The 26,716-nt window shown below is 69.7% G+C and carries 15 protein-coding genes and 1 tRNA gene; 13 read left to right on the top strand and 3 right to left on the bottom strand.

The window, feature by feature from the left end; translation table 11 throughout:
• Complete coding sequence (locus tag F9C41_RS13290) at window positions 1–2,259, bottom strand: sensor histidine kinase (RefSeq protein ID WP_155387096.1); 2,259 nt, start codon at window positions 2,257–2,259, stop codon at window positions 1–3.
• A gap of 323 nt (window positions 2,260–2,582) precedes the next feature.
• Between F9C41_RS13290 and F9C41_RS13285 the strand changes: the two genes are divergently transcribed.
• From F9C41_RS13285 to F9C41_RS13265, 6 genes are all read left to right on the top strand, one after another.
• A complete protein-coding gene (locus F9C41_RS13285) occupies window positions 2,583–3,386 on the top strand; it encodes a hypothetical protein (RefSeq protein ID WP_155387095.1) in 804 nt (267 codons plus the stop codon).
• 95 nt (window positions 3,387–3,481) lie between these two features.
• Entirely contained in the window at window positions 3,482–4,807 is a 1,326-nt protein-coding gene (locus tag F9C41_RS13280; RefSeq protein WP_155387094.1) for an SWIM zinc finger family protein, read from the top strand.
• A gap of 40 nt (window positions 4,808–4,847) precedes the next feature.
• Complete coding sequence (locus F9C41_RS41210) at window positions 4,848–6,335, top strand: DUF5691 domain-containing protein (protein ID WP_230689558.1); 1,488 nt, start codon at window positions 4,848–4,850, stop codon at window positions 6,333–6,335.
• Window positions 6,332–7,420 carry an ATP-binding protein gene (locus tag F9C41_RS13275; protein ID WP_230689557.1) on the top strand — a complete coding sequence of 363 codons (1,089 nt, stop codon included), beginning with the start codon at window positions 6,332–6,334 and terminating at the stop codon, window positions 7,418–7,420. Before F9C41_RS41210 ends, F9C41_RS13275 begins: the two co-directional genes overlap by 4 nt.
• Window positions 7,417–9,822 (top strand): DUF5682 family protein, encoded by a 2,406-nt coding sequence (locus F9C41_RS13270; protein ID WP_230689556.1) that lies wholly within the window; start codon window positions 7,417–7,419, stop codon window positions 9,820–9,822. Before F9C41_RS13275 ends, F9C41_RS13270 begins: the two co-directional genes overlap by 4 nt.
• Window positions 9,819–10,970, top strand: a complete 1,152-nt coding sequence (locus F9C41_RS13265; RefSeq protein ID WP_155387092.1) for a VWA domain-containing protein — start codon at window positions 9,819–9,821, stop codon at window positions 10,968–10,970. The genes F9C41_RS13270 and F9C41_RS13265 overlap by 4 nt, the downstream gene beginning before the upstream one ends.
• Before the next feature lie 197 nt (window positions 10,971–11,167).
• Here F9C41_RS13265 and F9C41_RS13260 read toward each other — a convergent pair whose 3' ends face one another.
• Window positions 11,168–11,596 carry a TIGR02611 family protein gene (locus tag F9C41_RS13260; protein ID WP_230689555.1) on the bottom strand — a complete coding sequence of 143 codons (429 nt, stop codon included), beginning with the start codon at window positions 11,594–11,596 and terminating at the stop codon, window positions 11,168–11,170.
• A gap of 293 nt (window positions 11,597–11,889) precedes the next feature.
• On the opposite strand from F9C41_RS13260, the gene F9C41_RS13255 reads away from it, so the two are divergent.
• The 5 genes from F9C41_RS13255 to F9C41_RS41205 all read left to right on the top strand — a co-directional run bounded on the left by F9C41_RS13255 (window position 11,890) and on the right by F9C41_RS41205 (window position 22,124).
• Complete coding sequence (locus F9C41_RS13255; protein ID WP_120318938.1) at window positions 11,890–12,321, top strand: SsgA family sporulation/cell division regulator; 432 nt, start codon at window positions 11,890–11,892, stop codon at window positions 12,319–12,321.
• A 206-nt stretch (window positions 12,322–12,527) separates the two neighbouring features.
• A tRNA-Val gene (locus tag F9C41_RS13250) sits at window positions 12,528–12,599 on the top strand.
• A gap of 541 nt (window positions 12,600–13,140) precedes the next feature.
• Window positions 13,141–15,471, top strand: coding sequence for an Ig-like domain-containing protein (locus F9C41_RS13245; RefSeq protein ID WP_155387090.1), 2,331 nt, complete (start codon window positions 13,141–13,143; stop codon window positions 15,469–15,471).
• Between the two features lie 54 nt (window positions 15,472–15,525).
• The gene (locus F9C41_RS13240) at window positions 15,526–20,928 is read left to right on the top strand and encodes an RHS repeat-associated core domain-containing protein (protein WP_155387089.1); all 5,403 of its coding nucleotides are present in this window, start codon (window positions 15,526–15,528) and stop codon (window positions 20,926–20,928) included.
• Window positions 20,929–21,956: 1,028 nt separating this feature from the next.
• Window positions 21,957–22,124 (top strand): hypothetical protein, encoded by a 168-nt coding sequence (locus tag F9C41_RS41205; protein ID WP_230689554.1) that lies wholly within the window; start codon window positions 21,957–21,959, stop codon window positions 22,122–22,124.
• A 222-nt stretch (window positions 22,125–22,346) separates the two neighbouring features.
• Here F9C41_RS41205 and F9C41_RS13230 read toward each other — a convergent pair whose 3' ends face one another.
• On the bottom strand, window positions 22,347–23,711 hold the full coding sequence (locus tag F9C41_RS13230) for a flavin monoamine oxidase family protein (RefSeq protein WP_155387088.1): 1,365 nt from the start codon (window positions 23,709–23,711) through the stop codon (window positions 22,347–22,349).
• Window positions 23,712–24,387: 676 nt separating this feature from the next.
• On the opposite strand from F9C41_RS13230, the gene F9C41_RS13225 reads away from it, so the two are divergent.
• Both F9C41_RS13225 and F9C41_RS13220 read left to right on the top strand, forming a co-directional pair.
• Complete coding sequence (locus F9C41_RS13225; protein WP_155387087.1) at window positions 24,388–25,011, top strand: hypothetical protein; 624 nt, start codon at window positions 24,388–24,390, stop codon at window positions 25,009–25,011.
• A 14-nt stretch (window positions 25,012–25,025) separates the two neighbouring features.
• The gene (locus tag F9C41_RS13220) at window positions 25,026–25,934 is read left to right on the top strand and encodes a GGDEF domain-containing protein (protein ID WP_155387086.1); all 909 of its coding nucleotides are present in this window, start codon (window positions 25,026–25,028) and stop codon (window positions 25,932–25,934) included.
• Window positions 25,935–26,716: the final 782 nt, after the last annotated feature.

Below are 26,716 nucleotides of genomic sequence, written 5' to 3'. Positions count from 1 at the left end.
TCAGGCACGTCCTTCCAGGGTGGAGCTGTCTTCCATACCGGCGCTGTCTTGCGGGGTCTGTGCTGTGGCGGGTGCATCCCCGTTCGCGGTGCTCTCGGTGCTCGCCTTCGCGCGCCCGCGCACGGTACCCGACTGGAACGCGGACATCATCGTCCGGACCTGGTCGGCGCTGCGCTGGCGCGGGACCGCGGCGGGTTCTGCGGAGCCGAGCGAGACGGTGGTCTCCTCGTCGGCGGATGCGACCGCAACGGTTTCGGCGGCCGGCTTGCGCACCCGCTTGGGCAGCAGGGCGGTGGTCTCGTCGCCGCCGGCGCCCAGGTCGACGGTCTGCTCCTCGACGGGGGCGGCCGGCGCCGCCTCGACGGCGCGGGGTGCCCGCGGGGCGAAGATGCCCAGCGGCTCGCCCTTGTCGGTCGGGTCGGTCAGGGCCAGCTCGGCCGGGATGAGCACGACGGCCGTGATGCCGCCGTACGACGACGGGCGCAGCCGCACGGTGATGCCCTGGCGGGCGGCCAGCCGGGCGACCACCAGCAGACCCAGGCGGGCGCTGCTCGCGGGGTCGAACGCGGGCGGCTCGGCCAGTTTGCTGTTGGCCTCGACCAGCTCGGAGTCGCTCATGCCCAGGCCGCGGTCCTCCACGTGCACGGCCAGGCCGTTGCCGACCTGCTCGGCGAAGACCCGGACCCGGGTGTGCGGCGGCGCGAAGGAGGTCGAGTTCTCCAGCAGCTCGGCCAGCAGGTGGATGATGTCGCCGACGGCCCGGCCGACGATCTTCACGTCGGGCAGCCGGTCGATGGTGACCCGCTGGTAGTCCTCGATCTCGGAGGTCGCGCCGCGCACCACGTCGATGACCGGCACGGGGTGCCGCCAGCCGCGGCCGGGAGCCGCGCCGGCGAGGATGACCAGCGCCTCGGCGTGGCGGCGCATGCGGGTGGCCATGTGGTCGAGCCGGAACAGGTCCTCCAGCTCCTGCGGCTCGGTGGTGCGCCGCTCCATCCGGTCCAGCAGGGTGAGCTGGCGGTGCAGCAGCGCCTGCGAACGGCGGGCGATGTTGAGGAAGACCTCGCTGATGCCGCGGCGCAGCACCGCCTCGTCGACGGCGGCCCGCACCGCGGTGCGCTGCACGGCGCCGAAGGCGTGGCCGACCTGGCCGACCTCGTCGGTGCCGACGGCGACGAGCGGCACGTCGGTCAGCGAGGGGTCGTTGACCAGCGCGCCGGGCTGGCGCAGCGCGGCGATGGCGCGGGGCAGGCGCTCGTGGGCGACCTCGAGGGCCGACACCCGCAGGCGCTCCAGGCGCCGGACCACGGAGCGGCCGGTGCGCAGGGCCAGGACCAGGGAGATCGCCGCGCACAGCAGGCCCAGCAGGGCGGCGACGATGGTCTGTGCGAAGGCCGCTATACCCAGCTCGTTGGCCAGGTCGGAGGTGGCCGCGGCGGCCGCGCCCTCGGTGGCGTCCATCTGCTCGTAGATGGCGTCGTTGGCGCTGCGCCAGGTGGCGGCGTCGACCAGCACCTTGCCGGGGCGGGAGGTGCTGAGCGTCTCCTCCATGGCGAACAGGGTGCCGTAGGTGTCGCTGTCGAAGATCTGCAGGAAGCGCTCGCGGTGCGGTGACGGCAGGGCGGCGACGGCCTCGTCGTGCACCTGGCGCCGGGCGCCGATGGCGCGCAGCAGGTGGCCCTGCTCGGCCAGGGTCAGCTTGCCGTCGACGACCGCGCCGGTGATCACGGCGTCCTCGCGGGCGAGCAGCTCACGGGCCCGGCTGATGGCGAAGATGCTGTGGGCCAGGGCGGCCAGGTCGGGGTCGGCCAGCTTCGTCATCGGCGTGAACGCCTGGTACAGCGTGTCGATGATGTCGGAGTAGCGGCGCACCACGATGCTGGGGTCGATCTTGCCGGCGTCCACGTCGGTGCGCAGCTCGGGCAGCCCGGCCAGCTTGCCGAGGAAGGCGTCGACCTGCTTGAGCTGGTCGGGGGGCAGGTCGTCGCGCAGCTTGCTGTCGGCGAGTCGGGTGTGGAACTGCTGCTCGCGCTCGTCGGTGGCACGCCGCTGCTCGGCCAGCGCAGGCGAGCCGGGTTTCTCGGCGACCGAGATCCGCCGCTCCTTCTGCAGCTGCACCATCATGCGCTCGCCGTATGCGCCGAAGACCTGTTCGTAGTCGCGGGCGGCGAGAAGGTTGAGCGCATCGCCCGCGCTGACGGCCACTCCGAAAACGGAGAGGCCGGTGATGGCAACCAATGGCACCACTGCCAGGGTCATGATCTTGGCGCGAATGCTCCAGCCACGGTTTCTCACACTGACCACGTCCAAGGTACGGCTCACCGCGACGTCAACATCGTGATCCGGGGGCCAACCGGTGCACGAAGCGGAACCATGACACGCCACAGGTCGCTATCTGACAATGCCTCCGGGCAGTGAACCTAGTCGGCGGTGGGGGTTCCTGTCCACTGCGGTGAATCTCCATTGTGGACAAGGTCACTTATGGCGATGGAGTGCTTGCGCTGGGTGTATGGGCTTGGCACGCTCATGGGCCGCCCGGCACACTGTCGCACTGTATCGGCGTCATACTTGGAGGATCATCGATGGGCGACATCGTCACCGTGGTCTCGGCCGCACTGTCCGTGCTCGGCGCGATCGTCGCCGGCGTCATGACCACCTGGTCGGCCCGCCGCAACGCCATGTTCGAGCACCGGCTGGCCGCCGAACGCCACGAGGCCAGCAAGGCCGAGCAGGCCCAGGAGGTGATCAGCCGCTACCGCGAGCCGCTGCTGCTGGCCGCCTTCAATCTCCAGTCCCGTCTGCACAATGCCGTCGGCGGCACCTACTTGCCGCACTTCCTGTACCACGAGGATGAGGACGAGCGCCGCTACGCCCGCGACTACACCGTCTACGTGCTGGCCGACTACTTCTGCTGGGTCGAGATCATCCGCCGAGAGTTGCGCTTCCTGGACCTGGGTGACGAGGACAGCAACCGCACCTTCAACCATCACCTGACACTGGTCAGCACGGCGTTCTCCAAGCTCGAGCTACCGGGCTCGCACTTCCGGCTGTTCAAGGGACAGCAGCGGGCCATCGGCGAACTGCTCATCGAGACGGCTAACGGCCGGGCCGACAGCATGACCTACCCGGCGTTCTGCTCACAGCTGGACAACAGCGACGAGTTCCGCCGCTGGTTCCGCCGGCTGCTCGACGACGTCGTCGAGATCGTGGAGCACGACCGGGCGGGTAACGAGCGGCTGTTGCGCGCCCAGCACGCCCTGATCGACCTGATCGACTTCCTGGACCCGTCGCACACCCGCCTCCCGGTCCACCGCGCCAAGCTGGGCGAGATCGTTCCGCCGCAGGGCCAGGCGCAGAGCACGGCGGCCGCACCCGCCACGTTCTGATCGGGCACCGCTCACCGAGCCCGCCGAAGCTGCCGCATCGACGGTGTGCCGGGGCGCGACCGTCGTTGTCGGACGGGGTGGCTACGGTGGCGCGCATGTCCGAACCGACCGAGCCGCCCTGGACCGCCGAACAGGTCCAGGGACTGGCCCCCGACGCGTCGTCGTTCACCGCCGCGCGCAAGCTCGCCGGGGCGTCCGGCTGGAGCACCACCGGCCACGGCGGCAGCCCGGCGGGATTGTGGGGCCTGTGCAAGGGCAGCGGCAGCAACCCGTACCAGATCTGCATCGATCTGACCGAGCCCGCCTACCGCTGCTCCTGCCCGAGCCGCAAGTTCCCCTGCAAACACGCGCTCGCGCTGCTGCTGCGCTGGTCCGCGGGCCAGGTCGCGGCCGACGAGCCGCCGTCGTGGATGACCGAGTGGACCACCTCGCGCGGGGCGCGCGCGGTGAAGAAGGCCGAGCAGGCCACCGCGCCGCGCACCGAGGCGCAGGAGCGGGCCGCGCAGCGCCGCGCCGACAAACGTGCCGAATCCGTCGCCGCGGGCATCGCCGAGCTGCGGACCTGGCTGTCCGATCAGGTCCGGCACGGCATCGCCGGGCTCGACCAGGCCGGCTACCGGCCGTTCGAGCAGGTCGCGGCACGGCTCGTGGACGCGCAGGCCCCCGGCCTGGCCGCCGCGGTGCGGCGACTGGCCCCGGTGCCCAGCTCCGGCCCCGGCTGGGAGCAGCGGCTGCTGGCCGAGCTGTCGCTGCTGCACCTGCTGGCCGGTGCCGCCGCGAACCCCGACGCGCTGCCCGAGGACCTGGCCGCGACGGTGAGCAGCCGCGTCGGCCACGCCGTGACCACCGAGCAGGTGCTGGCCGGACCGCCGGTGCGCGACCGGTGGCAGGTCGTCGGCACCCGCGACGACACCGAGGACAAGCTGACCAGCCGCCGGGTATGGCTGCGCGGACGCGACACCGGCCGCCCCGCGCTGGTGCTGTCGTTCGCGATGCCCGGCCAGGCGCTGCCCGTCGACCTGGTGCTGGGCACCGAACTCGACGCCGATCTGACCTATTACCCCGGCGCGGCCCCGCTGCGCGCCCTGGTCGCGGCACGACACGGCACGCCCCGCGCGTGCCCGGTGCCCGGCCCGGCGCAGACCGTCGCGCAGGCCCTCGACGAGGTCAGCACCGCGCTGGCCGGCGACCCGTGGCTGTTCCAGTGGCCGGTGCTGCTGCGCGGCGTACTCGCCCCCGGCAGCCCCTGGCACCTGGTCGACCCCGACGGCGACGCGCTGCCCCTGGACCCGGCGCTGGGCGAGCCGTGGCGGCTGGCCGCGGTCGCGGGCGGACACGAGATCACCCTCGCGGCCGAGTGGGGCCCGGCCGGGCTGCGCCCGCTGGCCGTGTACGACGGCACGGAGGTGGCCCGCGCATGAGGCCGTACCACTACCGCGCGACGCGAACGGGGGAGCGAGCATGAGCACCACCATCTGGTCCGACCTGATGTCCAGCGCGCTCGTCGGCACCGACCGGCGGCGACTGGTGCTGCCCGGCACCGACGGCCCGCTGGCCGGGGTGCTGGCGTCGCTGGGCGCGGAGCTGGATCCCGACGGGCTGCTGGCCGCGGCGGGCGCGGTGACCGTGGCCCGCCGCGCGGGGCAGGCCGCCGCCCGGCCGCAGTGTCCGGAGCCCGCCGCCGCCGAGACCGAGCCGTACGCGCCGGTCGCCGCGCAGCAGCGGCTCGCGGCGCTGCTGTCCGGCGGGGACGCCGAGATCGACCGGACCACGGCCCGTGAGCTGGCCGCCGAGTGGCTGCGCCTGGCCGCCGGGCGCGGGCTGCTCGCCGGACCGGCGATCCTGGTCGCGCTGCTTGACCTGGGCAGCTCCGACTCCTCGATCCGGGCGACCGTGCGGGCCGTCGGCGGCACGCGGCTGGGCTGGCTCGCCCTGCAGGGGCCGGGCCGCTGGGCCTGGGCCGTACAGCAGGAGGAGACCGCGCAGCCGTCCGACTGGGACACCGGCCGGCCCGCCGACCGGCTCCGCTACCTCGGCGAGCTGCGAGCCCGTGACGCTGCCGCCGGGCGGGACCTGCTGCTGGCGGCGTGGCCACAGGAGAAGGCGTCCGACCTGGCCGCACTGATCGCCGCGTGCGGCGCCGGGCTCGGGCCCGACGACGAGCCCTGGCTGGAGAAGGCCCTCGACGACCGGCGCGGTCAGGTCCGCGAGGCCGCGGCGCGGCTGCTCGGCGCGCTGCCGGGCTCGGCGTACCGGCAGCGCATGGCCGACCGGGCACTGGCCTGCGTGCACGTCGCGGACCGGCGGCTGGTCGCGACGGCGCCGACCGAGTGCGACGACGCGATGCGCCGCGACGGGATCAGCGTCAAACCGCCGCAGAGCGTCGGCGAGCGCACCCACTGGCTGCGGCAGATCATCGAGTACGCGCCGCTGGACTGCTGGACGGCCTACGACCAGACCCCGGCGGGGCTGCTCAGCCGCAAGTTCGACGACACCTGGGGCCCGGTGCTGCGCGCCGGGCTGGTCCGCGCCGCGATCACCCAACGCCACGGGGCCTGGGCCGCGGTGCTGATCCACGACGGGCTCGGCCGCCGGGACATGAACGAGCTGCGGGAACTGGCCGCGGTCATGCCCGAACAGGACCTGGCCGAGCTGATCGCGGCGCAGTTGCGCCGCAAGGTCGACGCGGTGGTGCGGCTGCTCGACGTGCTGCCGCAGCCGTGGGCCGCGCCGGTCGCCGACGCCGTGCTGGAGTGCCTGGCCGACACCGAGCGCCGCCGTTCGGGCTGGTGGCAGCTGCTTCGCCACGCCGAATGGGGCTTCGACCCGGCGTACGCGCCGCGGGCCCGCGCCCTGCACGACTCCCTTCCGATCCCGGACCAGCAGCTGCTGGCCCGCTTCACCACGATGCTGCAGATCCGACACGACATCCACCAGGAGCTGACATGACCGCCACCATCGACGCCACGCCCACGGTGCTGCGCCCGCACGCCGAGCAGCTGTACGCCGCGGAGCTGGAGCAGCTGGCCGCGGCCGACGACCTGCCCCGCCCGCCCGGCTGGCGGATGTCCCCGCAGGCCGTGGTGACGTACCTGCTCGGCGACGGCAAGGAGATCAGCGCCAAGTACATCGGACCCCGGCGGCTGATGGAGGTGGCCGTGGCGACGCTGGCCACCGACCGGGCGCTGCTGCTGCTCGGCGTGCCGGGCACCGCCAAGACGTGGGTGTCGGAGCACCTGGCCGCGGCGATCAGCGGCGACTCGACGCTGCTGGTGCAGGGCACCGCGGGCACGCCCGAGGAGGCGATGCGGTACGGCTGGAACTACGCCCGGCTGCTCGCCGAGGGCCCGACCGCCGGTGCGGTGGTGGCCAGCCCGGTGATGCGCGCGATGCGCACCGGCGCGATCGCCCGGATCGAGGAGCTGACCCGGGTGCCCTCCGACGTGCAGGACACGCTGCTGACGATCCTGTCGGAGAAGACGCTGCCGGTGCCGGAGCTCGGCGAGGAGGTGCAGGCGGTCAAGGGCTTCAACGTCATCGCGACCGCCAACGACCGCGACCGAGGCGTGAACGAGCTGTCCAGCGCGCTGCGGCGGCGGTTCAACACCGTGGTGCTGCCGGTGCCGGGCACCGTCGAGGAGGAGGTCGAGATCGTCGCGCAGCGGGTCGCGTCGCTGGGCCGGGCCCTGGAGCTGCCGGAGGTGCCCGACGCGATCAGTGAGATCCGCCGGGTGGTGACCGTGTTCCGGGAGCTGCGCGAGGGGCTGACCGCCGACGGGCGGACCAAGCTGAAGAGCCCCAGCGGCACCCTGTCCACCGCCGAGGCGATCTCGGTGATGACCAGCGGCATGGCCCTGGCCTCGCACTTCGGCGACGGCACGGTGCGGGCCGCGGACGTGGCGGCGGGCATCCGCGGCGCGGTGGTCCGCGACACCGTCTCGGATGCCGTCGTCTGGCGGGAGTACCTGGAGACCGTGGCGCGCGAGCGCGACGGTTGGAAGGACTTCTACCGCGCCGCCCGGGAGGCGGAGTGAGCACCGACCGGGTGCACGTCTTCGGCGTACGCCACCACGGCCCGGGTTCGGCCCGGGCCCTGGTGCGGGCGCTGGACGAGCTGAAGCCCGACGTCATCCTGGTCGAGGGGCCGCCCGAGGCGGACGGACTGGTGGCACTGGCGGCCGACGAGCGACTCGAACCGCCGGTGGCGCTGCTGGCGTATCCGACCAACGCTGCAAAGGGCGAGCACGCGCGTACCGCGTCGTTCTGGCCCTTCGCGGTCTTCTCCCCGGAGTGGCAGGCGCTGCGCTGGGCCGTCGCCCACGACGTGCCGCTGCGCTTCTGCGACCTGCCCGCCGGCCACCGCTTCGCGGCCCGCGCCGCCGAACCGGCCGGCCCGCTGGACGGGACCGGACGAGTGGACCCGGCTGCGGCCGTGACGCCCGACGGTGGGGGAGCCGGCACCGGTCAGGAGCCGGTCGCCGCGCCCGCCGGACCGGATGCCGGCACCGAGGCCGTGGTGCCGGCAGCGTCCGGGGACGCCGTGCCCGGCGACGCGACGCCGGACAGCGCCGAGGACGAGCTGCGCATCGACCCGATCGCCGGGCTCGCCCAGGCGGCCGGGTACGACGACCCGGAGCGCTGGTGGGAGGACGTCATCGAGCACCGGCGCGACGTGCCGCCGTTCGCGGCGGTCGCCGAGGCGATGGCGGCGGTCCGCGAGACCGCCCCGGCGATCACCGAGGACCTGGTGCGCGAGGCGTACATGCGCCAGGTGCTGCGCGCCGCCCTGAAGGAGGGGCACCAGCGCATCGCGGTGGTCTGCGGCGCGTGGCACGTGCCCGCGCTGGCCGGTGAACTGCCGCCCGCGAAGGACGACGCGGCCCTGCTCAAGGGCCTGCCGAGCGTGCCGGCGACGGTCACCTGGGTGCCGTGGACGCACGGGCGGCTCGCCTCGTGGAGCGGCTACGGCGCGGGCGTCACCGCACCCGGCTGGTACCACCACCTGTTCACCGCCGAGGACTCCCCGGTCGAGCGCTGGCTCGTCGGCGTCGCCGGGGTGCTGCGCGACGAGGACCTGCCGGTCTCCAGCGCGCATGTCATCGAGTCCGTGCGGCTGGCCGACACCCTGGCGGTGCTGCGGGGACGGCCGTTGCCCGGCCTGGCCGAGGTCACCGAGGCGACCCGGGCGGTGCTCTGCGAAGGCGACGACACCCGCCTGGAGCTGGTCCAGCGCAGGGTCGTGGTGGGGGAGCGGCTGGGCGCCGTACCCCCGGACGCCCCGGCGGTGCCGCTGGCCCGCGACCTGGACGCCACCGCCCGCCGTCTGAAGCTCGCCCAGCAGGCCCTGGTCAGCGACCACGACCTCGACCTGCGCAAACCCACCGACCTCGACCGCAGCCGGCTGCTGCACCGGCTGCGGCTGCTCGGCGTCGGCTGGGGCACGCCGGTGCAGCGCAAGTCCGGCAAGGGCACCTTCTGGGAGTCCTGGCAGCTGCAATGGCACCCGGAGTACGCGGTCGACCTCATCGCGGCCAGCGCCTACGGCACCACCGTGGCCCGGGCCGCGACCGCGAAGGTCGTCGAGACCAGCGCGGACGCCGACCTGGCGACGCTGACCGGCCTGCTGGAGTCGTGCCTGCTCGCGCAGCTGCCCGGTGCGCAGCCCGCGGTGCTGCGCACCCTGTCCGACCGGGCCGCCCTCGACACCGACGTCGCGCAGCTCATGGCGGCCGTGCCGGCGCTGGCCCGCTCGCTGCGCTACGGCGACGTACGCGGCACCAGCACCGACGCGCTCGCCGAGGTGCTGACCGGCCTGGTCACCCGGATCCGGTTGGGCCTGCCCGGCGCACTCACCGGCCTCGACGACGACGCGGCCCGCGCCATGCGCGAGCACCTCGACGCCACGCACGAGGCGCTGAACCTGCTCGCCGACCGGCTCCCGCTGCGGGCGGAGTGGCTGGACACCCTGGCCCGGCTCGTCGACCGGGCGGACCTGCCCGGCCTGCTCGCCGGGCGGCTGCTGCGGCTGCTGCGCGACGCGGGCACCCTCGACGCAGACGCGGCCGAGCTGCGGCTGTCCCGGGCGCTGACCGTCGGCGTGCCGCCGGTCACCGCGGCCGGCTACGTCGAGGGCTTCCTGTCGGGCGGCGGGCTGCTGCTGGTGCACGACGAGGCGCTGCTGACGCTGACCGACCGCTGGCTGGCGGGCCTGGCCCCGGACGTGTTCACGGCGGTGCTGCCGCTGCTGCGGCGCACCTTCGCCGCGTTCGCGGCCCCGGAGCGGCGCGCGGTCGGCGAGCAGGTCCGACGCCTCGGCACCGGCGGCTCGCGTACGACGTCTGATGTGGACGAACTCGGCGAACTCGACCCGGCGCGGGTCGCGCGGGTGCTGCCGACGCTGGAACTGCTGCTGGCAGCGGGAAGGGGAGCACGGTGAGCGACGACGAACGGATGCGCCGCTGGCGGCTGGTGCTCGGCGGCGAGGGCGCCGAGGGCACCGGCGTGACGCTGGCCGGGGTGGACAAGGGCATGGACGAGGCCCTGGCCGCGCTCTACCGCGACGGCGGCGGCGAAGGCGGCCCCGGCCGCAGCGCCGGGCTGGGCGGCTCCGCGCCGAAGGTGGCCCGCTGGCTAGGCGACATCCGGCAGTACTTCCCGTCCACCGTGGTGCAGGTGATGCAGGCCGACGCGATCGAGCGGCTCAACCTGACCCGGCTGCTGGTCGAGCCGGAGATGCTGGAGGCGGTCGAGCCCGATGTGCACCTGGTCGGCACACTGCTGTCACTGAACAAGGTGATGCCCGACAAGGCCCGCACCACCGCGCGCATGGTGGTGGCGAAGGTAGTCGCGGAGCTGGAACGCCGCGTCGCGCAGCGCACCCGCGCCGCGATCACCGGTGCGGTCAACCGGGCCGCCCGGATCAATCGGCCGCGCCACCGCGACATCGACTGGAACCGCACCATCCGCGCCAACCTCAAGCACTACCAGGCCGAACACCGCACCGTGGTGCCGGAGCGGCTGATCGGCTACGGCCGGCAGACCCGGTCCGTGCAGCGCGACGTGGTGCTGTGCGTGGACCAGTCCGGCTCGATGGCGGCGTCGGTGGTCTACTCCGGAGTGTTCGCCGCGGTGCTCGCGTCGATGAAATGCCTGCGTACGTCGCTGGTGGTGTTCGACACCGCGGTCGTCGACCTCACCGACCAGCTGCACGACCCGGTGGAGGTGCTGTTCGGCACGCAGTTGGGCGGCGGCACCGACATCAACCGGGCCATCGCCTACTGCCAGGGCCTGATCACGCGGCCGCGGGACAGCATCTTCATCCTCATCAGCGACCTCTACGAGGGCGGGGTGCGCGCGGAGATGCTGCGCCGCGTAGCCACCATGAAAGCCGCCGGGGTGCAGGTGATCGTCCTGCTCGCACTGTCCGATGAAGGACAGCCGGCGTACGACCACAGCAACGCCTCGGCGCTGGCGGCGATGGGAGTGCCGTCCTTCGCGTGCACACCGGATGCCTTCCCGGAGCTGATGGCCGCGGCGATCGAACGGCGGGACCTGCAGCCGGTCATCGAGAAACTGGGCCGCTGAGCCGCGGATCAGCCACAACGCACGGACCCGGCCGCGCTGACCTGGGGAGGTTGACGGGCGCGGCCGGATCACTCTGATCACACCGCCTGCCGGGCGTCCGGTCAAGTCCTCCGGACGTACGGGCCGTGCTGTCCGGAGCGCTTGCCGCGGCCGCTCACCGGTGGTTTCGGTGCTGGCTCAGGCATGTCTTCGCGCGGTCAGTGGGTGCTGACGTAGCCCCAGGCCTGGCTGACCACGTCGATGCCGAGGCTGTAACGCAGCGTGGTGATGAGCACCGCGGCCACGAACACCAGCCCGGCCAGGCCGATCAGCATCCGGACCAGCAGTGACTGGCGTTTGATCCACTCGGTCCAGCCGCGCACCTTGTCCTTGGTGAACTGCAGCAGGTGGCGCGCCCACGCGAACTCGATCGCCCAGATCGCGAGGCCGCCGATCACGATCAGCCAGCCCGGCCCCGGCAGCGGGATGAGCAGGATGCCGATCGCCACCACCACGGCGCCCAGCGCTCCGATGATCACTTTGAGGACGGCTGCCCCGGTCGGATTAGCCCGAACGGTCTGATGCGCTATCCGTGCCCGGTCCCGCCAGCGGCTGGAGCCCTGCGGAAAGTCCGGTTTGTCGCTCATCTCCCCACCCTTGTCGCCCATGTCGCCGGGGTCGCGGAATCACCCGTCACCAACCCCGATGACTGGACGTTACCGGAGTGTGTCGACGGTCTTGGCCGGCATCGCAGTATCGGCAATACCGGGCAAAAGCACGGCATCTTACTCCCTGTAGGTGGGTCCGTGCCCGCGTAATCCTCGATCTTCCCGCTATCGGGTGAGATCGAACGATGACGGAGCGTATAGGGGAGGGTCACCTTGAGTATGGGAGGGGCGGGGCGGTCAAGCTCCGCCGCAGTGCCGGGGGGAGTACGTCCATGAGTGCTATCCGTCCTACGACCGTCGAGGTCGAGACATCGTTGCGGCTGGTCGCGCCCGACGCGACCTCGCTTCCGGTGCGGGCGAGTCTTCGCTACGACCCGGTCGACCCGTACGCGGTGCATGTGCTCTTCCATGCCGAGTCTGCCGGCGGCGAGGCGGTGAGCTGGTCGTTCGCCCGAGAACTGCTGGTCACCGGACTCGACGAACCGGCCGGCATCGGCGACGTGCGGGTCTGGCCCTGGGCCACCCCGCGCGGAGACTTCGTCGCGCTCGCCCTGTCGTCGCCCGACGGCAACGCGCTCTTCGAAGTCCCACGAAGCGTCCTCGTACGCTTCCTGCGCCGCACCTACGTCGTGGTTCCCCGCGGTCGCGAGACCGACCACCTCGACGTCGACGCGGCGGTCAACCGACTGCTCGCCGGACGATGATCAACTGCTGACCAGCGGCGGTCAGCAGGATGATCACTCCCTTGAGCTAGGCGACTCCGGCCGGAAACCCGGTCAGCACTCCGACGAGGTGCTCGCGATGAGCACCTCGTCTCGTGCTGTTCGGGGTGGTTTGTCCGCTGCGACACGCGGGAGGGGTACCGAGATGCGTCGGGTGCCGCGGGTGCTGTAGAGTTCCATTCCGTTGCGGGCGATTGGCGCAGCGGGAGCGCGCTTCCTTCACACGGAAGAGGTCACTGGTTCGATCCCAGTATCGCCCACCGCCGGACATATGCTGATATGTCCGAATGTATCGATTGGCCTGGCTCGCTGAGCTGGGCCTTTCGTGTTTGAGGTGCGGTTCGTTGCACCGTATCACCGACTCCCTGTGCGCGGTCGGCGCGCCTATGTAGGCCGCGCCCGGCCGGGGCGGCATCGCTGAGGTCGACCGGCAACTCATGGCTCGGACAGAAGGAGGGGCCTGCTGGGCCTCGAAGCGACACCGACGGGCCCGCGCGGGTCTGATGTAGCGGGCGCTCGGCTGTCACCGCCGGTGACCGGGGCTGCCTCCCGGGCCGTTCTTGATAACGATTGGACAACGGGTCGGGCGACCTCTGGCTCCGTTACTGTTCGTAGTCGTCGATTGACTCCTGTGTTAGCGATGGTCATCTCCGCTGCTGGGGGAGCCTTTGTGATCGGTTGATGCAAATGGCGGCGGTGGCTTAGCTGCAGGCCGTGCTGCCTGGCACGGGTCCCCGCAATTGGGTGCCGAGGGCTTACGGTGTGCGCCGCTGCTGTTCAGCCCCACGATGGAGCCCCTTGATGTCGTCTCGCGACGTGCTGTCGTTGCTGTTCCCCGCCCGAAAGCGAGTCTCGACACGGCGTCTGGCTTTGTCGATCGTGGTGTCGGTGGCGCTGGTCGCGTCTTCGGGGACGTGGGTTCCCGAGCCGGCCGCCGCGGCTGCTGCCGCCGCGCTGGCTAAGCCGAAGTGCCCGGATTCGCGGGAGGACTTCGCGTCTGCTGCGGTGTCGGCGCGGCTGTGTGGTGGGCAGGTCGAGGTCACCGGGGCGACGTCGGAGGTGTCGCGGTCTTGGGTCAACGCTGACGGTTCGGTGTCGACCGAGCAGGCGATCGCCCCCGTTCGCGCCCGTAAGGCCGACGGCACGTTCGTGCCGGTCGATCTGACGTTGGTCCGTCGCCCGGACGGGTTTGTTGAGCCGGTGGCGCATCCGGACGGTCTGCGTATCAGCGGCGCCGCTCCGGATGCCGGTGAGCACGTGTTGGCCGCTTCCGGTGTGGGTGAGCGGCGGGTCGAGATGACGTTCACCGGTCGGCTGCCGGAGCCGGTGCTCGAGGGCAGCAGGGCCACGTTCGGCGAGATTGAGCCGGGCGTGGACCTGGTGGTCGAGGCGACGAACGTCGGGTTCGAGCAGCTGCTGGTGGTCAAGGACCGTGCGGCTGTGGCGCTGGTGGACGAGGTGCGGCTGGCGGTGACCGGTCCGGCGGTGGCCTCGCACACGGTCAGTGCCGACGGTGTCACGGTGCTGCGCGATGCCAAGGGTGTGACGGTGGCGGAGGTGCCCGCGCCGAGGATGTGGGACGCGGCTGTCGACGAACGGGGCCTGCCTCGGCATGAGGCGGCTGTCGCGGCGTCGGCGTCGCGGCGGGCCGCGGCGCGCGGCTTCCGGCCGCCTGCGCAGGACGACCGTGCGGCAGACCAGGTCCTGGCCCGTGCGGGCGGTGTCGCGCTGGAGCTGACCCCAGACGCTGATTGGTTGGGTGATGCGGCGCGTACGTTCCCGATCACGATCGATCCGGAGGTGGTGACGTACTACTCGGGTGCCGACACGTATGTGATCGAGGGCTCGGGCGTGGACTTCTCCGGCGCGGCGGACCTGCGGATGGGTTGGGTCAGCGGGGCCAAGCACCGTACGTTGATCAAGTGGCCGGTGCCGTGGGGGTCGGGCAACCGCGTGTTCGTGGAGTCGGCGACGGCTCATCTGTTCAACTTCTGGTCCGGGTCGTGTGACCGGGCGGCGTGGGAGATCTGGTGGCTGACAGGCAACTGGGGTGTCACCTGGGCGACGATGCCGGCATGGGCGCAGCTTGAGGCCACCTCGACGCAGACGAAGGGCTACTCCGGCTCTTGCGCCGACGGCGATGACGGCTATGTGTCGATCAACGCCACGACCTTCTTCCAGCACGCTTCCGACAGCGGTGTGAGCACTGCTTTCATGGGTGTGAAGGCGCAGGCTGAGACCGACGGCAACGCGTTCAAGCAGTTCCGGCCGCACGGCTACAACCCGGCCACGGTGCAGCCGTATGTGAACGTGAAGTGGTGGCCGTTGTCGAAGGTGACCAGCCAGGTGGCGATGCCGTCGGCTCCGGCGGCCTCCTGCGTCACCGGTGCTGGCCGGCCCTTCGTCGGTTCGGCGACGCCGACGCTGCAGGCGGTTACCACCAATCCGCTCGGCGGGTCGATGTATGCGCGCTTCGAGGTCCAGACCCTCGACGGCGCGAGCACGGTCGTTCCCACCGCCACGACGGGGCAGTTGCCGTCCGGTTCTACCGCGACTTACCAGGTTCCCGCGGGAAAACTTGTCAACGGGCAGTCCTACCGCTGGCACTCGGCCGCCGATGACAATCACATGTGGTCCGGTGACGGGCTTGTCCCGTACACGTGGGCGCCGTGGTGCGAGTTCACCGTGGACACCGCAGCGCCCGGGGTGCCGTTCGTGACCTCGCCGCAGTATCCGGAGGGCTCGGACACACCCAGCACGGCGGCGTCGGGCAACTTCACGTTCACCCCGGCCAGCGGCGACTCCGACGTCGTCGGCTACACCTACAAGCTCGACACCGACACGACTGCCACAGACCTCGCCGCAACCGGCGGCAGCGCCTCGGTCACGATCACACCGACGTCGCAGGGACACCGGACGCTGACCGTGCAGGCCAAAGACAGGGCCGGCAACCTCGGCGCGGCGAAGTCGTACGCGTTCAGCGTCGGCCGTGCAGCCATCGCCGCCCCGCGTGACGGCGCGCAGGTCGCCGCGACGGTGCTGCTGTCGCTGGATATGCCCGACTCGACGTTGACCCGGGTGCGTTACCTGTACCGCCGTGGTCCGGGGGCGAGCGAGCAGGATGTGCCCTAGTCGAATCTGACGACGGCCACGGGCGGTGCGATCAGCGCGTCGAACGGGTTCCCGGTGTCGATCTCGTCGCTCGGCGGCGGCGCGGTGTGGCGGGTCGCTGACACGCTGGGCGCGGCCGGTGGTGTGGTGCAGGTACGTGCACTGCTGTTGACCGGCTCGGATCTCGATCCGGCCTATTACACCGACTATGTGACCTTCACCCTCGACCCCGACCCCGACGCCGACGGTGCCGCGTCGACCGACGTCGGTCCAGGATCGGTGAACCTGCTCACCGGCGACTACACGTTGTCGTCCACCGACGTCGACGAGTTCGGGGTGTCGGTCAACCGTGTCGCCTCCTCGCGCCGGCCCGGCGACGGCTGGCTGCCTCAGGGCGAGCGACTCACCCCGGCCCAGCAGCAGGTCTCGGCGGACAGCACAGTGTTTGTCGCAGGCCTCGGCACGACCACAATCACTCGTGACACTTCGCGCGGGCAAGGCGGGTCGGCCGACTCGCTGGCCCTAACTCCGACGTCGGCGTCGGCGGACTCGTTCGCCGCGATCGGCGGCGACATCGGCGGGCTGCGGCTGGGCATGCAGCCCGGCAAACGCTACCGCGCGACCGGATGGGTCTACGTGCCCGCCGCCACCGGGTTGAGCCCGGCCGACGAGCGCGGGCTGCGGATCGCGGCCTACTACACGACCGGCAACAACCACCAATACCTCGCCTCGCCTAGAGCGTCGTTCGTCGACGGCTGGCAGCAGCTCACCGTCGATTTCGCCATCCCGGCCGGGGCGAGCGAGGCGTTCGTGCGCCTGTACAACGGCTTCAACGGCACCGGTGGCGCCAAACCGGTGTACTGGGACAACCTGTCGGTCAAGGAGCTGGTCGCCCCGTTCGGGCCGCAGTGGCGCGGCGGTGTCACCGACGCCGCGGTCGAGTCCGACTACACCGAGCTGACCTTCCCCACGCCGGAGCTCGCCCATGTGGTCACCGCCGACGGCGGCTGGGTCACCTTCGCCCGCAACGCCGCGACCGGCACGTTCACCCCCGAGCCCGGTGCCGAGGAACTCACCCTGACCAAGGTCGACGCCACCCACTACCGGGTGACCGACACCGGCGGCACGGTGGCCGAGTTCACCCAGCGCGCCGACGCCACCACCTACGGCGTTACTGCCACCTGGGACACCAGCACCTCGTCGAAGACCACCTACGTCTACAACACCACCGACAACCGCGCCCTCGTCACGAAGGTCATCAGCCCGGCCGAACCGGGCGTGGGTGACTGCGCCGCAGCTATCCCGGCCAAGGGCTGCGAGGTCCTCGAATACGTCTACGCCGACGTCACGACCGCGACCGGCACGACCGCGGGCACGTTCGGACTGGTCAAGGACCAGGTGTCGGCGGTGAAGATCTGGGCCTTCGACCCGGCCGCGGGTGCGGTGACCGCGACCGAGGTCACCCGGTATGCCTACGACAGCCGCGGCTGGCTGCGTGAGGTTTGGGACCCGCGCCTGACCAACCCGATCAAGACAAGCTACGACTACGGCCCGGCAGCCGGTACCGATGCCGTCGACGCGCAGAACTCCCTCGCAGTCAACGGCGGCTTCAACAACGGTATCAGCAACTGGACGGGCGGCACCGGTACGAACTGGCACGTGTACGGTCCCGGTGAAACCGGCAACGATCCCTATGAAGGCTCAGGTTTCCTTGCCACCAACACCGCCGTGACCGGCGGCAGCATGTACCAGGATGTCAACCTGGCCATCAACCCCGGCGACACCTTCTGCGGCACCGCCCAAGTTGCCACGGAGGGCACCATCGCAGGCGCCAGCGGCAGTTTCGTGCTCTGGCTGATCGGCGAATCTCAAACAAACTCGATCAAGCCCTACGCGAACCTGCCCGGCGGCAACAACTGGACTCCTATCTCCACCTGCGTCACCGCAACTACCACGTACAACAAGCTGCGGGTGCAGTTCTATCCGAACCCCAACGCCCTAACCACGATCATCGACGCCGTCGACGTGCACCGGTCCCTCGCCGTCAACGGCGGCTTCAACAACGGTTTCAGCAACTGGACGGGCGGCGCCGGCACGAACTACGCCGTGTACGGTCCCGGCGTCCACGGCAACGAGCCCTATGAAGGCTCAGGTTATGCTGCCACCAACACCACCGTGACCGGCGGCAGCATCTACCAGGATGTCAACCTGGCCATCAACCCCGGCGACACGTTCTGCGGCACCGCCCAGGTCGCCACGCAAGGCACCGCAGGAGGCGCCAGCGGCAGTTTCGTGCTCTGGCTGATGGGCGAGTCCCAGACAGGCTCGACCAAGTCCTATGCGAATCTGCCTGTCGGTAGCAACTGGACTCCCATCGCCACCTGCATCACCGCGACCGCCACCTACAACAAGCTGCGGGTGCAGTTCTACCCGAACCCCAACGCCCCAACCACCATCATCGACGCCGTCGACGTGCGCAAGTCCATCGCCGTCAACGGCCGGGTGACTAAGGTACAAGCCGGTGCCGACCTGCCGTGGAACTTCGACTACGGCACCGTCGGCGCTGACCCCAACGCCGGCCGTCTGCATCGGGTACGCCGGGCGTCACTCGTGCCCGGAACCGCGGACCAGGTGGGCCCGGAGAACACGACCCGTGTCGTCTACAACGTACCGCTGACCCGTGCCGCGGGTGGCCCACAGGACATGGACTCGGCGACGATCGGCACCTGGGGCCAGCTGGACCGGCCGGTCCAGGCAACGGCAATCTTCGGACCGCAGGACGACCCGATCGCGGTACAGGCCACGCCCACACTGCCTGGCCCGAACGGCTACACCTACGCCACCGTGCACTTCCTCAACGCCTCCGGGCAGCAGGTCAACACGGCAACACCATCAGCGGCCGGCGTTACCGACGGCAATATCGATACCATCCAGTACAACCGTTTCGGCAAAGTCGTATCGACGCTGGAAGCCACCAACCGCCTGTTGGCCCTCGGGACGCTCCCAAAGGCGAACGCCACGCTCAGCGAGCTTGGCTTGTCCGGGCTGGATACCAAGGCGAGGGCCGCGGCCCTGTCGACCGTGTCCACCTACAGCGCCGACGGCATCGACCTGCTGAGCACCACTGGTCCGAGTCTGCGCACCGTGCTCGACGCCGCCCACAACGGGACCTCGGCAGAAGCGACCGTCGTCGGACGGCCGCACACCGTGTACGCATATGACGAGGGCAAACCCGATGGGACGAACTATCACCTGGTCACGACGGAGGCCAGCGGTCTGACTGTGGACGATTCGGGCGCCGACGCCGACGTGCGGGTCACGAAGAAGCAGTACGGGTCGATCAACGGCAGCGCCTCGGGTTGGGTCCTGCGCCAGCCGACCAAGACGATCACCGACGCCGGCACCGGCGGTGCCAACCTCACCGCGTACGTCGTCTATGACGCCGCTGGGAAGGTGCTTAAGTCATGGGGCATCGGCTCGGACGGCAACGACGCTGCCGCGAAGCAGACGATCTACTACACCGCAGGGGCCAACGCCGATGATGCGGCCTGCGGGAACAGACCGGAGTATGCCGGCCAGCTCTGTGTGTCGAGGTCGGTCGGCGTGGTGACCGGGCATGATCCGGCGAACATGCCCGGCACGCTGCCGGTACGCCGTGTGACCGCCTACAACCGGTGGGGCGACGCGGCGACGGTGACGGAGGCCAACGCCGGCAAGACGCGCACCACGACCACCATGTTCGACTTGGCGGGACGAGCCATAACGGTCAGCCTCAACTCAGACGATGGCTCGACAGCCGTGCCGACGGTGACGACGGCCTATGACCCGGCCACCGGGCGGGCCACCCAGACGACGGCGGGTGCCGCGTCGATCGTTCGGGAATATGACGACCTGGGCCGACTAATGAAGTACACGAACGCCGATGGTTATGTAACCGCCTCGGAGTTTGATCGATTCGGCCGCCCGGCACGGACACTTGATCCGACCGGCACCGTCACGTATGGCTATGACAGGTCTATCGAGCCGCGAGGCATGCTCACGTCGCTGACCGACAACAACGCGGGTACGTTCACCGCCGGATACTCGGCGGACGGGCAGCTGACCACTGTCGGCTACCCGGGCGGAATCGCGAGGCAGGACACACTGGACGCCAACCTGCAGCCGGTAGCGCGGACTTACACCCGCACGTCCGACAGCACGGTCATCTACGCTGAGCAGGTCACCGAGAACGCCCACGGCCAGTGGGCAACCCACACCTACACCGGTGGCCGGTCGAAGGCGTTCACCTATGACCGACTCGGCCGTCTGACCAGGGCCGCGCACGTCGACGGGGACGGCGACTGCACCGTACGCACCTACGAGTTCAGCGGCACTTCTGGCGACCGCACCAACCGCAGCGCCAGCAAGGTGTGGCAACCAGGCGCCGACGGCGAATGCGACCAGAGCGGAGACGCGGACACCACAACCAGCTATGCCTACGATTCGGCAGACCGGTTGGTCTCCGACACCCTCGGTGCCTACGTCTACGACGCGTTCGGCCGTGCAACGACCCTGCCAGGCGGGCTGACGAACGTGTTCCACGTCAACGACATGATCGCCTCCCAGGCAGTCGGAGATGTCCGACAGGGCTGGACTCTGGACCCGGCACAGCGGCTGCGCACTTCAACCACGGAAACCCTCGACGGCACGACCTGGACGCAATCCTCAGTGACGACTAACCACTACGGCGGCAGCTCCGACATGCCGCGGTGGATCACCGACGGCGCTGGAGGCAACTGGACCCGCAATGTCAGCGGACCTGACGGAGACCTCGCCGTGACGGTCACCCAAGCGGGCGTGCGACTCCTTCTGGGCGCAAACCTGCACGGGGACATCGCGTTCAGCGTCAACCTCGACACCGCCGCCGACGTGATCCTCTACGACTACGACGAGTACGGAAACAAGACCGAACGGGACGCAGGACGATACGCCTGGCTCGGCGCAAAGCAGCGCTCCGCTGAGGCACTCAGCGGCGTCATCACAATGGGCGCACGCCTGTATGATCCACGCTTAGGGCGCTTCCTTTCTGTTGATCCCATCGTCGGTGGAAACTGCAACCCGTATGACTATGTATGTCAGGATCCAGCAAATCAGTTCGACCTGGATGGTCGTTGCCGTGTCTGGAGCATTGGCCTATGTCTGTTCACCGTTGCCGCAATGACTGTATGGCACAAAGCGAAGAACTCGTGCAGAAGCTCACGTGCTTGCGCTTTCGCTGTTGCTGCTTCGGCAATCCTTGCTACATCGCATCGGGGGATGGCCAAGAACCGCTACGTTAGAGCGTGTGCCGTGGGCGCGGGCATTACGACGACTGGTGACACGATCAAGAACAAGGGCCCTAAGGGGATGAAGGGCAAGTGGGGCTGGGTGGGAGCAGCGGGTTGCTTTGTCGCTGCTGCTGGAACTTTCGCAAAGGACAGGGGCTGGATTCTGTCGTGAAGTCAAACTCTACGCCGGTATGGGCACAAATCGCCGGATTCGTATTCGTTGTAGCGGTAGCGGTATTAATTCTTCCGAGCGGTGATTACGCATGGTGGGCTCAGGCGCTAATTGTTCTGGGTGGGTGGATTGCGGGTGCCTATCTTGCGGACTTAATCCACAGTCTCGCTATGCGAAGACGCAACAAAGATTGAGGTTTTGCGTGCCAAATGCGGAGTACAAGGCGTATCTCCGGTCGAGGAAAGCTCTCGGAGTGAAAGGTGGGCGCTCGGCGGTGGCCGCGCTGCCCGTCCGTAAAGATCGTCACAACATGTGATCGCATATGCAATAACGCTCGGCTTGGGTTTGGGGGCTGAGCGTTATGCATTGTGCAGTGGGTCCGAGGGCTTGGCGTGGCCCGCGACTGCGCCGCAACCGTGTCGACCTGGGGTGCCCGTCGTCTGTTGCCGCCTAACATGGTGAGGCAGAGTGCGACCGGCGACGTCACCGCCGTTCGGGTACGCGCGACCGGACGGCAGGGACGGTGATACCTGGTCCCTGAACTGCTGAAATGTGGTTCGGATTCTGCCGGGTATGGTCCACGGATATACGCAGGTCAGAAGCTCGCTAGCGATCAACGCTAGCGAGCTTCTTCGATTGTCGGTGGGCAAATCTGCTCCACGATTGCCCCGCATCAATGAGTCAACTCGGTGTTGATCCTTACATGCCCGGTGCGCTGCCCCTGGTCAACGGCCTGCCTTTGGGAGGCTCAGGCGCGGAGCGCGCTTCCTTGGGCGGGAAGAGTCCTTCGTTGGCCAATTCGGGGCTTGCATTCAGTACCCGAGTACAGGCTTACCGTGGGGTCATGAACGAACAAACGCCTGGTCTGGCGTGGGTCCCGCAGGCGTGCACCCTGCCGACCGCGCAGCAGCCGCTGCGCCTGGCCGAGTTCGACGAACTGTTCGCCGCTGCGGTCCGCGCCAGGCGAACGCGTCGGCCCGACGCACCTTCGGCTGACGCTGTCTGGCAGAGCCGACCTGGAGGCGACCGTGTGCGATCTGGCCGCTCGCGAAAGCCGCTGCTGCTCGTTCTTCGCCTTTACGACCACCGTCTCCGCACCCGGGCAGGCAGTTCTCGACATCGAGGTCCCGGCTGCCTACACCGACGTGCTGGCTGCTCTCGCCGCCCGTGCCGACACCCTGCGCGGCAGGCCGTGACGCCGGCCTGCGCAGCGGGGAACTGGCCGACGCGGCCGGGGTGAACCTGCAGACCCTGCGGGATCCAGATCGACATCGACGAGGCTGTCGCCGATTCCACCATCTGCCGGCACCCGAGGAGCGCCACGGCATCGCCATGACCCGCGAGTAGCGAGCGCGGTGGGTCTGCTTCCGTTGGTGGCCTTCGCTCGATGCCCGGCGCGCTGAACTGCGGATTTGGCTTTAGGGCTTGAGGTGTTCGATGCAGTCGGCGGCGGCTCGCTTGCCGGATTGGATCGCGCCGTTGATGTAGCCCGGCGTGACGTCGGCAGTTTCGGTGCCTGCCCAGTGGACGCGGCCGGCCGGCCCTCGGAGGGCCGGCCCGAACGCGGTGAGCACGCCCGGGCCGGCGGCGGTCGTGTACCCGCCCCGTTGCCATGGGGCGGCGGGCCACACCCGTTCGACGTAGTCGATCGGCGCGTTCGCTTCCGGGCCGAGATAGGTGGTGAGATCCTCCAGCGCGCGAGCACGCCGGTCCTCCGGCGAACGGTCCGCCCAGGCTTGGGCGGGACCGGCGACGAAGAAGCCCACCAGGCATCCGGTCTCCACGCCCGGGAACGACCTGTCGAACCACGGGCCGGTCACCGTGCGGTCGGAGATGATCTGTCCGCTCAGGCCCTGCGCGCGCCAGAAGGGCGTGGCATAGGCGACGTGCAGCTTGATGACGCTGCCCATGGGCATGCGCTGGGTTAGCCCATCACGCAGCGCCGACAGGGCGGGGGTGTAGGAGATCCGAGCCGCCATCGGCGGGGCAGCCGTGACCACTGCCAGGTTCGCGGTCCAGACTCCGGCGTCGGAGGTCACCGTCACCTCGTCGGAGGTCTGCGCGATCGACCGCACGGGAGCGTTGATGACGACGGCGTCGCCGAGCTCCTGGGCCATCTTGCCGGCCAGCTGCCAGACGCCGCCCTCGAAGATGCTGTCCTGGCTGCCGCCGCGGCTGCTCATCATGTGGATGACCCCGTGGCTGCCGGCAGCGTACTGAAGGAAGGTCAACACCGAGACCTGACCGGGCTCGACACAGAACAACGTCTTGACGAACTGCCGGTAGACCGACCGCGCCGCCGCCGACTCCGTCGCACCCCGCAGCCAGGTCTCGAAGGTCTGGCCGTCCAGGGCACCGGCGCCTTCGATGTTCCAGGGTGCTGCGACATCGGTCTTGGCGGTCAGGGCGTCCAGCTCGGCGGTCACCTTGTCGAACTCCGCAAGATCTGCGGGCTGCAGCGGCAGGTCCTGGTCCTCGGTGTGGCGGGCCTGCCGCCCCGCGATGTCGAGGATGTGCTCGCCCTCAAGGTACTGAGGGATGGTCCTGACTCCCAGTTCCTCGGCCAGGGCCAGCAGGTGGAGCTGGTCGGGTCCCACCCATTGCCCGCCGAGGTCCACGACCTGCTCCGCGACCCGTCCGGGCATGGTCCGACCGCCCACCCGATCGTCGGCCTCCAGGACGACCACGGAAACACCGGCCTTCGTGAGGGTGCGGGCGACGGTCAGGCCGGCGAATCCGGCACCGACCACGACAACATCGACATGCGAGGACTGGCTGTTCACGGTGGTTCTCCTTGCGCCAGATGCGCGTCGTCGGCCCGGCCCTGCCGACTGCGTGGCGGGCGGTCATCCTTGGCCGAACTGCGGTGAGATGTCCCAGACTACGACGGATGAAGCTTTATCGCCGTCGATTGCCGGATTCTCCGGCGAAGGTCGCCTGGATCTTCGGCCGGTCCCGTCGAATCAGCATGTTCCACGTGCGCTCTCGCCCTCGACACAGAGGCCATCACGCCTCCGACCATGCTGGTGGTCGCCCTGCGCTCATCGCCGGACTCGTCGTGCTGGCCGTCGGACTCACCCGTGCCGGCTTACTTCCCGGATGGCTCGCTGCCTTGATACTCGTAGGCATATTCGCGCGGCAGCCTCTTGGCCTACCCCGTCGCGCTGGTCATCTTGGCTCTGTTCCTGCTCGCCAGCTTCGGGACGATCGGCGTGAGGTTGCACAGGACTCCGAACAAGGCGATAGCTCAGTCGGCCCCGGTTTGATCAAAGCCTGCGGGCGGTTCTCTTGTCGTGCCTGGCCTCAAACAACATGATCGCTGCCTCGGCGAGTTATGCACGGTTCTCACTAATCGGTGATGGTGCGAGGTGATGAGTCACGACAACAGGGGTTATGTGCGATCCCAGCGGACGGTCGCCCGCGTACCGTTGAGTCTTGCTACGGGTTGGAGGCGTATGGATGAGCGGTTCCGTGCCGGCAGGGCAAGCGCGCTGGACGCCGGATCCGGTCCTTGCCGTGCTGGTGGTCGGAGCGATGGTGTCCGTCGTGGCGGTGCCCGCGGCCTCCTACGCCACGGAGGTCGTCAAAGCCGGCGTGTGGGCAGTCGGGGTCTGGCTGTGCCAGCGGGTCGCCTCCAGCGCGCAGATCGCCCCGACCGCACGCCGGTTCTGGCGTACGGTGAGCGTGGGTGCCGCGTTCCTCGCGGCGGCCAACGTGGTCCTGCTCAGCGGTTATCTCCGTAAACCCGGCGCTGAACCCTTCGAGTTCGCCTGGGAGGGCCTCGGCGTCATAGGTATCGCCGCCCTGGGCTGGGCGACGTTCGCGTTCCCACTCAAGGCCAGCGATGGGGCCCGGGTGCGGCTGCGACTGGACGTGGCCACGGTCGTCGGCCCCTTCGCCATGTTGGCTTGGTATCTGTGTCTGCCCCGGGGCTCACCACCTGGCAGCACCGGCCAGATCGCCGTCAACACCGTGGGTAGCGTGCTGGCCCTGATCGCGGTGTGCGGAGCGGTGAAGCTGCTGTTGAGCGGTTCAGCCCCATTCACGCTGGGGGCAGGGCTGAGCATCGGGCCGCTTTGCTGATCGGGTCCTGGACGATGTTCAACCTGCTCAGCCTCAGGCAAGCCAATGCCTGGCCGCTGAATGCCGCGCCACTGTTATCGGCGTTCCTGATCGCCGTGGCCGCCCGGGTGCAGTGGCTGCAGATGCGCGCCGGGCAGCCCAGCGGCTTGACCGTGCGGGAACCTCCGGCCTACAGCCGGCTGCCCTACATCGCCGTCGCGGCCGCTCAAGCCCTGCTCGTGGTCGAGCTCTGGGATGAGGGCCTGACCATTCGCGGGTGGGGGATGATCCTGGGGTCGGTCGTCGTCGTGGCACTGGCGATGTCCCGTCTGCGTCTGGCCTTCCAGGACAACGCCGTGCTGCAGGAACGGTTGCGGCACGAGGCCACCCATGACCATCTCACCGGGCTGCCCAACCGGGCGCTGCTCAAGGAACGTGCGCAGGAGTTCATGCACGATGCCACCCGGTCCATGCGGCACGAGGCGGTGCTGCTACTTGATCTCGACGACTTCAAGGCCGTCAACGACGAGTTCGGCCACCAGGCAGGCGATCAGCTGCTCGTCGCCGTCGCGGACCGTCTACGGGCGTGCGTCCGTCCGTCCGACACCGTGGCCCGCCTGGGTGGTGACGAGTTCGTGGTGCTGCTGGCAGGCACGACGCCAGCCGGTGCCGTCGCCACCGCTCGGCGCATCCACGCCGCGTTGTCACAGCCCCTGGCGGTGGAAGGTCACCAGCTGTCGCCGGGGGGCAGCATCGGGGTGGCGGTCGGCTCGGGCGAGCAGTTCGACGCCTTGCTGCGGGACGCGGACCTGGCGATGTACCGGGCCAAGCCCGCGGAGTCGGGCTCGGGTCTGTACGTCATCGACCGCACCCCGCAGGAATCGGAGACGTCGCCGGCCGACGCCGAAAACACTTCTCGGCCGGTCGGTGACGGTGTGGCCTGATCCTCGGTCAGTCGGAACGAATACCTGGGCAAGGGCGGTTCACTGCACCTGCAGGGACCGCCTTGACGTCCGTCGCAAGCACGTACGAGCGTACGGTTTAGGACGGCTAGGCCGATCCACCTCGGTCCGGACGGCCATGACACGTTCCAGGCAATGGATCCCTCGGCTAGCCCAAGGCCCGGGGTTAGTACGGCCTCAGGGTGTTCGGCGACGTCGCGACCAGTGCCGGCCGGCATCAGGTCCACACCTCGGTGGCTGGATCCGCGATCCCAACGGACGGTGAAAACTCGCTGCAGTCACCGCCGCCACAAATACGTCCCGATCCGCAGCCCCGGAGGCCATAAGCGCCGGCGAGGCTCGTCGACAGTACGTCGATCGCCCGGATCGACGCGGTGCCGCAGTACGGCCCGTTCAGACTTCACCGGTCCACGAACGGCCGCAGGTGGTCGGGCGCGGGTCGCGTCGAACGAGGTCTTCACCTGAGTGGCCTCGCCAACCGTAGGATCGATGTCATCGGCTTTGGCCAGCCCCCACTCCACCCACGCCCGGCACACCACGGTGGTCCGCGACACGCTCGGCGCCGACGTGAACGGTTGGCGGCTGGGCGACCTGCTCGGCCTGCACCCACAGGCCACCTACGAGCAGTACGGCCAGCACCGCGAAGGCCTGCACGCCCCATCCGAGCAGCATCCTGAGCTGGCGGAGCTGGTCACCGCCGGGCTGCCACCGAGCACAACTGGGGCGACCAGTACGGCACCGACATCGAGGACCTGGGCGTCGAG

This window comes from Catellatospora paridis (genome assembly GCF_009720365.1).
Lineage (GTDB): Bacteria > Actinomycetota > Actinomycetes > Mycobacteriales > Micromonosporaceae > Catellatospora > Catellatospora paridis.
Note: the sequence above shows the minus strand (reverse complement) of the source record. Positions and strands in the feature narration are given on the sequence as shown.